Consider the following 13572-nt stretch of genomic DNA (forward strand, 5'->3'; position numbering starts at 1 on the left):
AAGAAGATGTACAAGCAAGAGAAGATAAAACCCTACGGCGAAGAGGGCCGAAAAGGTGAGCAAGTTGAGAAAATGTTCGATAATATAGCTCCTACTTATGACCTCCTTAATCACTCCTTATCATTCGGTCTTGATCGCTATTGGCGCAATACAGCTATTGACACTCTTTTGCCTTATGCTCCCAAGCAGATTCTTGACGTGGCTACGGGAACAGGCGATTTTGCTTTGCTAGCTACTCGCCGGTTGAAGCCAGAGCAGCTCTTGGGTGTGGATCTTAGTGAAGGAATGTTGGAGGTGGGACGTCGTAAAGTTGCGGAAGCAGGACTGTCTGATGTCATAAAGTTTCAAAAGGAAGATTGTCTGCAATTATCTTTTCCCGATAATGCTTTTGATGCAGTTACAGTGGCTTATGGCGTCCGGAACTTTGAGGATCTCGACCGCGGACTTTGTGAGATGCGCCGTGTTCTTAGAGAAGGTGGTCGCCTTGTTATCATCGAACTTACCACACCGCGTTCTTTCCCGATGAAGCAAGTATTTGGGTTGTATTCTCATGTACTCATGCCGCTGGTTGGGCGGTTCATATCGAAAGATACAAAGGCATATAACTATCTCCCCGCTTCTATGGAGGCATTCCCGCAAGGCGAGGAAATGCAAAAGATTCTGCAAAAGGCTGGCTTCAAAGACGTTCAGTTTAAGCGTTTTACCTTTGGTTTGAGCACTCTCTATATTGCAACGAAATGAAGGAGCACTACGGATTGATTGGTTATCCTTTGGAGCATTCCTTTTCTGCTCGTTTCTTTTCTGAGAAATTTGAGCAAGAGGGCATTGCAGCTATTTATAAAAACTATGAAATACTCAGGGCAGAGCAGTTGTTAGACATTATTCAAGATCCGCAGTTGCGAGGCTTGAATGTCACTATCCCTTACAAGCAATCCGTCCTGCCAATGCTCGACAGAATATCAGAAGAAGCCAAAGCCATAGGGGCGGTCAATGTCATTCGTGTAAGTCATGATGCCGATGGTGTTCATCTTTATGGCTATAATAGTGATGTCGTGGGTTTTAGTCGATCAATTACTCCGCTGCTCAATCCCTCCCATAAACAGGCGCTGATTCTTGGAACGGGCGGGGCTTCTAAAGCTGTTGTGTATGGGCTTCAACAACTCGGCATTGCCTCTACTTTCGTTAGCCGGAGTAAGAAATCTGGGCAACTGACTTATGAAGAACTTTCTCCAGCTATTATGGCCGCGCATACCGTTATTGTCAACTGCTCTCCCGTTGGAATGTTTCCGCACATAGATGAGGCGCCTGCCATTCCTTACGCATCACTTACTCCTCAACACCTTCTTTACGATTTGGTTTATAATCCCGAGCAAACACAGTTTATGACTCGCGGATCAGCCCGTGGAGCTATGGTGAAGAATGGCCTTGAGATGCTCCACATTCAAGCCCTTGTGGCATGGGATTTCTGGCATGAAAGATAGTTTCTCTTTTAGCTGTCCTTTGGAGCTTATGTTTATCTGCTTATTTAGTAAAATATAAATCTATTCTGTCTTTATTTTGTCAGATTTCTTGTTCTCTTAAAAAAAACTTACTTTTGCGCAAAATAAAAGTCTATGAAAACTTTACGGAAAATCTTTATGGTAATGCTGTTGGCCATGCTATCTGTGTCTGCCGCAGCAGATGTTGTAGTCGGCCGGGTGATTGATGCCTTGACGAAGCAGCCTTTGGAGGATGCAGTTGTAGCTGTTGAATCACACGTCGATAGAATATCTTTTGTGATTAATGCGCTAACTGATAGTTTAGGGAACTTCTCTTCTGATGCAATGGGTATGGCCACGCTCCGCGCTACAATGGTGGGGTATAAAACTACTATTCGGCGATTTGTGGCGGGAGATTTGGGAGGAAATGATACCATACATATAGGCGATATTGCCATAGAGCCTTCCGATATTTTATTGAAGAGTGCTGTGGTTCAAGGCCATGCAAAGCGTTTTACAATGCGTGGAGATACAGTTGTCTTCAATCCCGCGGCTTTCAATCTAAGTGAAGGAGCTCGCTTAGAGGAACTCATAAAGAAACTACCGGGAGTTACCATCAAAGATGGGCAACTCTATTGGATGGATAAGCCCATCCGCATTTTGATGAATGGGCAACCTATGATGGCCAACAATGATTTGCTGACGCAACAGTTGCCTGCAGAAGCTGTTGAGAATATCAAGGCTTATAACAAAGCCTCAAAAATGAAGGAACGCACAGGTAAGGACGATGGAGCGGAAGATCATGTTCTTGATATTACTATTAAGCCTGGTTTCCTTGATAAGTGGTATGGCACGGCTTCTTTAACAGGGCAAACGCCCAAACGGGCGCAGGTGAATCTTGATGCCACTTATCTTTCAATCCATGACCCTGTTTTAGCAGTGTTCAACTGGGATAATTTGGCAAATCATGTGTTGGAAAGAAGTTTCAGATATTCGTCAATAGGTTCTTATTCTCCTTTTGGCCGACAGCTCTTTGGTGCTTTGGGCTATAAACATCAAAAAGGAGAGGACTCGCAGGCCAGTTATATTTCTCCTTTTCTGAATATCGGCCGGACAGATACTTGGCAGAATACGCATGAAACAGAAGAAACATTCTTTCCTAACCAAGATAGAACTTTCCAGCTAACAGATCACTATGTGCGTAAGAATGTATTTAACCCTAAGTTTATGCTGGAAGGTGAGTGGCAGCCAGATTCCGCCAACTCTTTGTCTTATTCGTTTGAAGCAGGATATAGTAAAGAAACTCATATAGATAATACGCTTTATGGCGTTTATAGTGCCGACCCTTATGCAGTTGTCGACAATCCTTTGCATTCCAATCTTCCAGCACTATTGGCAATAAGAACTGTTAACTCTGATACACGGCAAACTACATGTGAGGATGCGTCAAACGTACAGGGAAAACTCAAATGGACACATTTTTTCGCTGACAAGAGTAAGCTGGAAATCGGTATGAATGCAGGAGGTAAGAGCGGAGTTCTTCGTCAGTCGCTCAATCGCGACATATCCTATGTGTCACGTGCTCCTATTAGCGAGGTACAATATGGGCGCGCTCCGTCCCATTCTTCAAACTTAGAGACATTTGTGAGCTATGATCGTTGGTTTGGGCGTAATTGTAGACTTTCGGCGAAATATGAGTACGACCGTGGTCGCAGTTTTGCTCGTAAGGATCTTTATCGGCTGAGCGATTTGCCCTCTTATGATGGTTTGTCTCCCTTTCCTCAGGATTCTCTTAATCGGGTTCGTGACGTGAACAATTCTTATCGTCGTCGCGATGTCAGCAATTCGCAGAAAATCAGTCTTGACGCAACGTGGAATGTGGCCAAATTCCAATTCTTTCCATCTCTCGAAGTACAGAATCTGCACCGCCAACTTAGCTATTTGCGCGGGAGAGTGGATACTACTGCCACACGTCGTGATTGGTATGTTAGACCAGAATTTTTCGTACATTGGAAAATTCGAAAAGGAGTCACGTTGAAGGGAGGCTATGAATACTCTGCTACTCCCGCAGACCAACTTAGCCAAATAGCTTGGGTAGACAATACAAATCCGCTGTATATCACGGAAGGCAACCCGAACTTGAAAGATAGTTACACTCATCATGTTTCGCTTTCGTTTTTAGGAAATATTGCCCGTTCTGTACAGAGTTTTCAGTTCACGGCTGATTACCGACGCTTTGTGAATCCTATCGGAACTCTCTTTTCTTACAACTCTACAACGGGAGTCTATCGCTCTTGTCCCATCAATGTGCGCGGAGGCTATAACTGGACTTTCAGCGGTAGCTATCAGCGTGCATTGTCTGACTATTTCACAATGGGCGGAAGAAGCAGTGTTTCTCTGATTCGTAGCTATGGTTACCTAACGGCTACTCCTCTGACACCTACCCCTGCTTTGAATCGTTCTCAGCAAACGCAGTTTACCATCCATCCCAATTTGGTTTATGAAGGCCAAAAATTGCTCTTAGAGTTGGCCGGAGCTTATACTTTTAGCTATCGTAACAATAGCGAGACATTCAACTACAACAATCGCTTAGATTCCTATTTTGCAAACGTTATAGCCCGCTATAAAATACCCAACTGGACATTTCAGACCAATTTCCGAGTTCAAGGTTACCATGGCTATGTTGTTCCTGCTATGAATCGTCCGCGCTTTATCTGGAATTCCAACGTAGATTGGGGCTTCTTGCATGGAAAGGCACATCTCAAACTCTCTGTCGATGATATTCTCAATCAGCAACGTCGATTCTTTACAGATATATCTGCTTATAGTCGTACTGAAACCATCTATGGAACCATGCACCATTTTGCTTCGTTGACATTTACGTATCATTTTGATGCGCACAAAACAAAAGAGGGGAGAGAACGTGAGAAGTACAATCGTTCGTTGAGATAGATGAAGATATAGTAGACTTTGTTAAAGAACTTTTTAGTGAGGCGAAAGAAAGTGTGCCTATCAAAGTCGTTTTTCTCAAGGTTTAAATCTGATTTTTCCGATTATTTTTTCACCAGGTGAAAGCGGAATTTCAATACTTCTATTCTGACTAAAAATATCCTTATTGTATTTGAAAATACAATAAGGAAATCAGCTGACATCCTTATTGTGTCAGCTGACGCAATAAGGATATTTTTAGCATTACTTATGTTGTTGTATATCAGTGTTATATGATTTTCTGATTGAGAGTATTCCCCTTTTCTGTAGAATGAAAATCCCCACATCCAAAGCCTATGCGGCTGAAAGATGTGGGGATTGTTTTTGAGAAAAATTTAGAACGCTGTTTATCGAACTATAATCTTGCGACCACCAATGATATAAATACCAGCGGGGAGATTAAAGTTGGTTTGTGTAGGATTCACGTTGCGGAGAATCAAACGGCCAGTCGTATCGTAGACATTTACTTCTTTCGTGTTGAGGCTCATTGTATTGACGCCTGTTGTGGGGCTTTCAACATAGAGCGTAATGGGATGCTGACCTTGCGTGTAGGTGGAGAAGCGAGAAAATGAAGAATTGTACCGAATCTCGCGACGATTGTTGCCTACGTTGGCAATGCGCGTGTCGCCACCAGTGAAGGTGATGGTCCACTGAGCTGAAGCGGTTGTTGCATTTTGGCTCGTGTTAATTTTGTTCTTGTTAACTTCGAGTGAGAGGTACACATTTTCCACTTCGTCAAGGAGTGTCCAAGCATCGTTCTGGCCTCCCAATTTGATGGCATAGGGCTTGCCCGAAGCATTTACTTCTGTCTGAATCGTACCATCAACAATGGAGATGTTTGTCTCTGTGCGATAGTCTCTAGAACTCTGTGCACTCATCGCTCGGCTTTCGCCCTCACAAATAATGAGGTAGCGGCTGCCTGCTTTGAGCTGAGAAGCACTGTTTACGCGTACCCAAAGGTTCTCGCCAGTAGGTGGAGGAGTAGTGCTCTCAATAGTCCAACTGCGCGTGATGGTATTACTCTTATGCTCGTCCTTTACGGTGTAAGCAGAAACCGTTGTAGCTTGGGTGATGGTTAGTGTAACAGTTGATGTGGTTGTTTGTTCGCTGCCTCCGTTAATGGTGTAGACGAGTGTAGAGCCTGCTGTTGGAATAGATATAGTCACAACTGTGTTTGCAGCTACTTCGCCACTTGCTAAACTGAAGATTGGAGCAGCTGGTGCATTTGTATCAGAAGGCGTAGTTGATTCGTTATAGTTGGCAGGGTCGAAGTTTGTGCCCATCTTTTCTCCCCACACATATTGTTCAAGTCCAGGGAAGTCCACATAAGGATTGCGGTTGTGCTGGAACGTATAAACAGCGTTGTTGCGGTCAATTTCCTTTTTGCTCACAGGATCTTCCTTAGCCCATTTCATAAGAACATCAAGCTCCCACTGAGCAATGCCAGGATAAGTGCCTTTTCCGAAAACGCCGCCCCAAGAGCCGATACGATTCTCATAGCATGTTGCCATATAGAAATAGATACGAGCAAAGTCACCTTTGTATTCATCGTTGGGCTCAAACACCGTGCCTGAGTAGCCAGGGTTGGCGCAGCTACCCACCTTTGAGAAACCTCCGTTTGAGGTGTAGGTAGGTGTAGAAACATTACCGAAGGGGAAACTTCCGCGGCGATTATTGACGTATCCATCCGTTGGAACGACATGGAACGCGTCGCTCTTCATGGGGGAAGCTTTTTTGAACCAACTTTGAGGTACGCTGTGTTCACGATTGTACATATCTCCCTCTTTGCTATAACCTCCATTGTGGTCGTTGATGGAATAGTTGGTAGTGCCAGAATACATATCCCAGATTTTACCATCAGGGCGAATGTCAGACTTCTGGTAGACAGTGAAGAGTCCACTATAGCCTACATCGGTGTGTGGCCCAATAATTTTGAAGAGAGCTGTTTTGAGTTCTTGCCCCGACTTTCCAGAGGCTGCATTGTAGTAGCCGTTGGGGATTTGCGCCAAAAGCGTTGTTGCCATACTTAATAGTAGGGCAAAAAGAAACGTTTTTTTCATGTATAATGATGTTTGTAATGAATTGTAAATTAGTCATCCAAGTTTTCAAGAGCGAAACAGGTGAGTGGGGCGCAAAGGTAGGCAAAATAGTAGAGACCGCAATATCTTTCTATGATTGTTGTATTGTTAAACGCCTCTTTTCGCCTGCTAAAGCTCTCTGCTCGCCGAAAAAAATTTGGTGGTATTTGCATTTTCCCGTATCTTAGCACTCGTAAAAAGAATAGATTCCATTTTATGGATTATCAAAAGCTACCGACAACGCAAGGGACTTTTCATTTCTTGCGCTTTTATGCAACTATAAAAAGTAGGCTTCTCTTACTTTTTTTGTTGATACCTTTTTTCTGTCGGGCTGAAGTGTGGACGCCCGAAAACCTCCCTATGCCTTATTTGCAGAACGCTTTTCATCATGTGTGCAATCCTGATGGAGTGCTTTCGCCCGCTATAGAAGATTCTATCAATCAAAAGTTGGTGGATCTTGAGCAAACGCGTGGCGTGCAAGCTATAGTCGTGGCTGTAGAACGTGTTGAAGATGCCAATGCTTATCAGTTTGGTATGGACTTAGCGCGTAAATATGGCATTGGTAGTAAAAAGCAAAATACGGGACTTGTTATCGTTTTGGCAACGAAAGATAGAAAATACTATATCCTCACTGGTGAGGGGCTGGAAGGTACTCTACCCGACGCTATCTGCTCGCGCGTTGAGAATCGCATAATGAAACCTTTCTTGAAACAAGGGGACTGGGACAATGCGATGCTGAAGAGTGTTGACGCTTTAGTGGGGTATATGAATGGCGATGAGAGCCTTGAAGCGGAAAAAGAAGAAGAGGAAGATCCGCTTGTTGTAGCGTTTATCGCCATTTTCGTTGGGATTATTGTGTTTGCTTTCATTGCGGCAGTTCAGCCTAAACGGCGATGTCCAAAATGCGGCAAACGACAGCTGCGTAAGATTCAACAAACGTATGTAAAGGTCAATGGAAAATGGTGCATACGCACATTGTGGCGTTGTTCTGTTTGTGGATATTCTAAATATACACACGATGAACCGAATAATGGTGGCGGAATTGGCCGCAACACTTCAGCCTATCCTCCGTTATTTAGCGGCGGTTTAGGGGGAGGAAGTAGAGGCGGCGGAGGTTTTTCTGGCGGTTCCTTTGGTGGTGGCTCTTTCGGTGGAGGCGGTGCTGGCGGCTCTTTCTGATAGGATTGCTGCAAAGTTTCACCTTCTTGCACGAAAGCATAACTTTCCGATGTGTCAAAAGAATTATTAACTCGATAAATAAATATTACAAAAATGAAAAGTATAAGCGTTTTACCAAAGAGCATGATTGTTTTGCTCTCTTTCTTAGCTATTATCGGCCTTGGCCTGCTTTGGGGAGTCATAGTGCGCAACGGATTGGTTCAAGAAGATGAAAATGTCTCTACTGCTTGGGCCAATGTGCAGACACAGTATCAACGTCGTGCAGACTTGATTCCTAATCTTGTCAACACCGTGAAAGGTTATGCCAAGCATGAGGAGCAGACTTTCAAAGAAGTGGTTGAAGCACGTGCAAAGGCAACTCAAATCACGGTTAATCCAGAAAACTTGACGCCTGAGAAGCTCAAAGAGTATCAGGCTGCGCAAGGCGAATTGGGAAGTGCACTCGGTAAACTCATTGCCGTTAGCGAGAACTATCCCCAACTCAAGGCTAACGAAAATTTTATGGAATTACAAGCACAATTGGAGGGAACAGAGAATCGTATCAATGAGAGCCGGAAACGTTATAATGAGTCCGTTCAATCCTACAATGTGAAGGTTCGTACATTCCCTTCTAACCTCATTGCTAATATTTGTGGCTTCCAAACAAAGAATAAGTTTGAAGCAGATGCTGCTGCACAAAATGCACCGAAAGTAGAGTTCTAATTTTCCTAAGTTTTCATTTATTATATGAACAATCGTTATATGGCTCGTGGCGTCTCGGCTATGAAAGAAGACGTACATAATGCTATTAAGAATATCGACAAGGGACTTTTCCCTCAAGCCTTTTGTAAAATCATTCCAGATATTTTAGGAGGCGATCCAGACTACTGTAACATCATGCACGCTGATGGTGCTGGTACCAAATCATCTTTGGCTTATCTGTATTGGAAAGAAACTGGCGATGTGAGCGTATGGAAAGGTATTGCGCAAGATGCACTCATAATGAACACGGATGACTTGCTCTGTGTGGGCGCGGTAGACAATATACTTGTTTCCAGTACGATTGGTCGCAACAAAATGCTCATTCCTGGCGAGGTAATAAGTGCTATTATAAATGGTACTGATGAACTTCTCCAACAAATGCGTGATATGGGCGTAGGTATTTATGCTACCGGAGGTGAAACGGCAGATGTGGGCGACTTGGTTCGTACGATCATTGTGGACAGTACGGTAACGTGCCGAATGAAGCGCAGCGATGTTATCGACAATGCCAACATTCGTCCAGGCAATGTTATTGTGGGCTTGAGCAGTTGCGGACAAGCCACTTACGAGAAAGAATATAATGGCGGAATGGGCTCTAATGGTTTGACGAGTGCTCGTCATGATGTTTTTGCTAAGTATCTGGCTGCAAAATATCCCGAGAGCTACGACCATGCTGTGCCTGAAGAACTTGTTTACAGCGGGAAATTCCGTTTGGAGGATGAAGTGGACGGTGCACCCGTTAATGCTGGCAAACTCGTACTGAGTCCTACGCGAACTTATGCGCCTGTTGTGAAGCGTTTGCTTGATGAGCTTCGTCCGCGTATTCATGGTATGGTGCATTGTACGGGAGGTGCGCAAACTAAAGTGTTGCATTTCGTTGGTGAAAATTGTCGCGTTATCAAGGATAATATGTTCCCTGTTCCACCTCTCTTCCGTGCTATTCAGCAGCAAAGTCAAACGGAATGGCAGGAGATGTATAAAGTGTTCAATATGGGACATCGCCTCGAAGTTTATCTTGCTCCAGAGGATGCCGATAAGGTTATTGCTATCTCCAAAAGCTTCAATATCGATGCCCAAGTTGTTGGTCGCATCGAAGAAGGCAAACGAAGCTTGACTATTCAGAGCGAATTCGGCACATTCAACTATTGATTATCGAACATCTCGGAGGGGCTGAGCATTTAGATTTCCGAGATTTTCTAATAACAGCTTATGTCAAATAATTCTATACTTGAGAAACTCGACGGCCTGCGTGGCCGCTTCGATGAAGTCTCAACACTCATTACCGACCCTAATGTCATTGCCGATCAGCAACGCTATGTTCGTTTGACAAAGGAATATAAGGATTTGGAAGATCTGATGAATGCACGTGAGAAGTATGCGCATTTGTTGGAGAATCTGGAAGAAAGTAAGGATATCTTGCTCAATGAGAGCGATCCAGAGATGAAAGAAATGGCTCGAGAGGAGGTGGCTACCTGCGAAGCCCAGATACCCGAGCTGGAAGAACAAATAAAGCTGATGCTTGTACCAAAAGATCCAGAAGATGGTAAAAATGCTATTCTCGAAATCCGTGCTGGTACTGGTGGTGATGAAGCTGCACTTTTTGCAGGTGACCTTTTCCGTATGTATTCTAAGTACTGCGAGACAAAGGGATGGACTTTTGAAGTCAGTTCTGCCTCAGAAGGAGCTGTCGGTGGTTTCAAAGAAATTGTTATTTCGGTAACGGGCGCAGATGTCTACGGAGTTTTGAAATACGAAAGCGGTGTGCACCGCGTTCAGCGCGTACCCGCCACAGAGACACAAGGACGTGTTCATACCTCTGCGGCTACGGTAGCCGTGTTGCCAGAAGCAGAGCCTTTCGATGTGGAGATTCACGAAGGCGAAATCAAGTGGGACACGTTCCGCAGTTCGGGAGCTGGTGGCCAGAACGTGAACAAGGTGGAATCAGGTGTGCGCCTGCGCTACAACTGGAAGAATCCCAACACGGGTGAAGTGGAGGAGATACTGATTGAGTGTACAGAAACGCGCGATCAACCTAAGAATAAGGAACGCGCATTGGCTCGTTTGCGTACCTATATCTACGATCACGAGCATCAGAAGTATGTTGATGATATTGCCAATCGTCGTAAGTCGCTTGTTTCTACGGGTGACCGCTCTGCCAAGATTCGTACCTATAATTATCCTCAAGGGCGCATCACGGATCATCGTATCAACTACACCATATATAATCTTTCTGCTTTTATGGATGGAGATATTCAAGATTGCATTGATCATCTCATCGTGGCGGAGAATGCAGAACGTTTGAAAGAAACAGAAATGTAAATTTATTATTAACCATAAAAAATACAGGAATGTTTAAGTTTATCAACAAATACTTGGATATGCTGTCGGGCGAATCTCTTCTGCGTTTGTGGCACCGTTTCTGGTTACCATTACTCGAAGTTTGTGTGTTGGCAGTCCTACTCTTATGTGGAATTCACATTGAAAATTTGGACGCACAGCGTTGGTGGCAGGTTGCTGTCTATTTCTTGAGTAGTGGAGCTATATTATCGCTTTCCCTACAATTGTGGGGCGAAGAGGTACGACGCAAGTGGTTGCGTTGGACAGTATTTGGAGTTCTTCAAGCACTTTGGGTAGTTAATGCTATCTACCTCTACTATGTGTCTGACTTCAGCATAGAACATTTTGTGAGTAATCTCTCACTAGTTACATCTTTTGGCTTGAGCGTTTTGGTATGTTCATTCTTTCGTTCAAAGAATGATTTGCCATATTGGAACTTCTCGCTTTACACGCTTGCTACAGCTATCGTATCTATAATTATTGGTGGCGTACTTCAGGGAGGAGTATCTTTGCTCTATTGGATGCTAGATATTCTATTCAATATAGATGTCTCTTGGAAGGTATATATTGATACGTCCATTATTACAGCACTGCTATTGTCAGTATTCCTTTTTCTCTTGCAACAACCTTATGGAGAGAAGAAGCACAATTATACGTTGCACTCCGTTCAAATTCTGAACATTTTTGCACGCTTTTTGTTGGCTCCACTATTAATGGTCTACGCAGTTGTGCTTTATGTTTATGCTGCTCGCATTCTTGTGGCGTGGACTTTGCCTATTGGATGGGTTTCCGTTCCCGTTAGCATTTTGGTGGTAGGCGTAATCTTGCTCATCATATTGCTTTATCCAGCGCGGATGCAAGAAACTCCAAATAAGTTTGATAAGTTGTCCTGTCGTTGGATGCCACTTCTTATCTTGCCTTTGCTTATTTTGATGACGGTGGGAATAGCGAAGCGTCTAAACGATTACGGCATTACTTACATGCGCCTTTATCTCCTGCTTTTCAATTTTTGGTGCTATGGCATCTGTGTGTATCTCATCTTTACGCGCTCGCTGAAAATCAAGGCCATTTTGCTATCCTTCAGCATTCTTTTTGTGCTCTCCTCTGTTGGCCCCTGGAATTTTGTTAACGTAACACAGCGTGTATTGGCGAATCAGGTGAGAGGAATCATAGAGAATAGTGTGAAGAAGCCAAAGTTACCAATGGATGATGAAACCTTTGATACCTATGTGAAAACGCTTCCTTATGAGCAACATAGTATATTGGTGAATAAACTGAGCTATCTTCATTATAATATTGGTTCTTCGGCAGTAAAAGAGTTTATCACGAAGGATGTTACTTTATGGGATAAAGAAGTTGCCGATACTTTGAGTCTCAATTATGTTTTCCAGGTAGAGGACGATGTTTTCACTATTCCTGCGGGGGTAGAACGTATAGCTGCATTTGATGTGTATAGTAGTGATATTGCTGATTCCGTTCGTACCACAGATATAATGGTTGTTTCTTCAGTAGTGGAAGAAGCAGGAAAGGAACACGAGTACTTTGTGTCGTTCCGTCTTTCGGACATTAAGAAATGGTCGAAGTTACAAACCCCTGTTAAGCCTCTTATCGTTCCAACTCGGGATAAGAATGTAGATCTTTTGATTACTAATTTCTCTTTCTATTCTGGATCGAATAAATTAGACACTGAAGATAAGAACCTATCTGTGCATGGTTATTTACTCTTCTATAAAAATAAAGGCAAAAATGAATAAGCAACAACTCATTCGCCAGATTCGCGAACGTCGTAGTTTCCTTTGCGTTGGTTTGGATACAGACCTTAAGAAAATGCCTGCGTGCGTATTGAAAGGCGACAATCCCATTTTTACTTTCAACAAAGCTATTATTGATGCTACTGCTCCATACTGTGTAGCATACAAGCCAAACTTAGCTTTCTATGAATGCTTTGGTTTGGAAGGTTGGAAGGCTTTGGAGAAAACTATCAAGTATCTCAAGATGGAGTATCCCGACCATTTTATCATTGCTGATGCTAAGCGCGGAGACATTGGTAATACGAGTGCAATGTATGCTCGTGGGATGTTTGAAGAGATGGATGTTGATGCCCTAACTGTAGCTCCTTATATGGGAGAGGACAGTGTGACTCCTTTTTTGCAGTATCCCGATAAATGGGTTGTTCTTTTGGCTTTGACGAGTAATAAAGGTAGTCATGACTTCCAACTGACGGAGGATAGCCATGGCGAACGTTTATTTGAGAAAGTGCTCCGTGTTAGTCAACAATGGGCAGATGCCGATCGTATGATGTATGTTGTTGGTGCCACTCAAGGTCGCCTCTTTGAGGATATTCGCCGTATTGCGCCAAACAATTTTCTGCTTGTTCCTGGCGTAGGAGCTCAAGGTGGAAGTCTCGAAGAAGTATGCAAATATGGTATGACTTCCGAATGTGGCCTCCTTGTCAATTCTTCTCGCGGTATCATCTACGCTAGTTCTGAAGAGGACTACGCTGAAGTGGCAGCTCAAAAAGCTCAAGAGCTCCAGCAACAAATGGATATACTCTTAACTGCAAAAGGATTGTAATATATCAGGCAGTAGCACACCATTGTGCGCGTCTTAATAATAGCTCTCGAAAGATAGAAAATACTTTCGAGGGCTATAAATATCTATCAAAAAGTTGATATAGTCATTATCGTAAATGATAAAGGCTGCAATTTGAAAAATGGTTGCAGACTTTATTATTCTTTGTTGTCTGTTTCTTTGCTTTGTGCAAACTACGA

At 43.5% G+C, this 13572-nt stretch carries 10 protein-coding genes; 9 read left to right on the forward strand and 1 reads right to left on the reverse strand.

The window, feature by feature from the left end:
- Positions 1-6 precede the first annotated feature (6 nt).
- The 3 genes from ubiE (at position 7) to FHS60_RS05425 (ending at position 4430) form a co-directional block, all read left to right on the forward strand.
- Positions 7-741, forward strand: a complete 735-nt coding sequence (ubiE, locus tag FHS60_RS05415; RefSeq protein ID WP_183696073.1) for a bifunctional demethylmenaquinone methyltransferase/2-methoxy-6-polyprenyl-1,4-benzoquinol methylase UbiE — start codon at positions 7-9, stop codon at positions 739-741.
- The gene (locus FHS60_RS05420) at positions 738-1481 is read left to right on the forward strand and encodes a shikimate dehydrogenase family protein (RefSeq protein WP_183696076.1); all 744 of its coding nucleotides are present in this window, start codon (positions 738-740) and stop codon (positions 1479-1481) included. Before ubiE ends, FHS60_RS05420 begins: the two co-directional genes overlap by 4 nt.
- 132 nt (positions 1482-1613) lie before the next feature.
- On the forward strand, positions 1614-4430 hold the full coding sequence (locus tag FHS60_RS05425) for an outer membrane beta-barrel protein (protein ID WP_183696079.1): 2817 nt from the start codon (positions 1614-1616) through the stop codon (positions 4428-4430).
- Between the two features lie 383 nt (positions 4431-4813).
- Here the strand turns inward: FHS60_RS05425 and FHS60_RS05430 are convergent, their stop codons facing one another.
- Positions 4814-6526: an endonuclease gene (locus FHS60_RS05430; protein ID WP_183696082.1), complete on the reverse strand. Its 1713-nt coding sequence runs from the start codon at positions 6524-6526 to the stop codon at positions 4814-4816.
- 234 nt (positions 6527-6760) lie between these two features.
- Here FHS60_RS05430 and FHS60_RS05435 point away from each other — a divergent pair, with 234 nt between their 5' ends.
- The 6 genes from FHS60_RS05435 to pyrF all read left to right on the forward strand — a co-directional run bounded on the left by FHS60_RS05435 (position 6761) and on the right by pyrF (position 13375).
- Positions 6761-7723, forward strand: a complete 963-nt coding sequence (locus FHS60_RS05435) for a TPM domain-containing protein (protein ID WP_183696086.1) — start codon at positions 6761-6763, stop codon at positions 7721-7723.
- Positions 7724-7816: 93 nt separating this feature from the next.
- Positions 7817-8425, forward strand: a complete 609-nt coding sequence (locus tag FHS60_RS05440) for a LemA family protein (RefSeq protein ID WP_183696088.1) — start codon at positions 7817-7819, stop codon at positions 8423-8425.
- A 24-nt stretch (positions 8426-8449) separates the two neighbouring features.
- Entirely contained in the window at positions 8450-9613 is a 1164-nt protein-coding gene (locus tag FHS60_RS05445) for an AIR synthase-related protein (RefSeq protein WP_183696091.1), read from the forward strand.
- Positions 9614-9673: 60 nt separating this feature from the next.
- Positions 9674-10783 (forward strand): peptide chain release factor 1, encoded by a 1110-nt coding sequence (prfA, locus tag FHS60_RS05450; protein ID WP_183696094.1) that lies wholly within the window; start codon positions 9674-9676, stop codon positions 10781-10783.
- A gap of 29 nt (positions 10784-10812) precedes the next feature.
- Positions 10813-12555: a DUF4153 domain-containing protein gene (locus FHS60_RS05455; protein ID WP_183696097.1), complete on the forward strand. Its 1743-nt coding sequence runs from the start codon at positions 10813-10815 to the stop codon at positions 12553-12555.
- Positions 12548-13375, forward strand: coding sequence for an orotidine-5'-phosphate decarboxylase (gene pyrF / locus FHS60_RS05460; protein WP_183696100.1), 828 nt, complete (start codon positions 12548-12550; stop codon positions 13373-13375). The genes FHS60_RS05455 and pyrF overlap by 8 nt, the downstream gene beginning before the upstream one ends.
- Positions 13376-13572 lie beyond the last annotated feature (197 nt).

It is taken from the genome of Alloprevotella rava (assembly GCF_014195585.1).
In the GTDB taxonomy this organism is placed as follows: domain Bacteria; phylum Bacteroidota; class Bacteroidia; order Bacteroidales; family Bacteroidaceae; genus Alloprevotella; species Alloprevotella rava.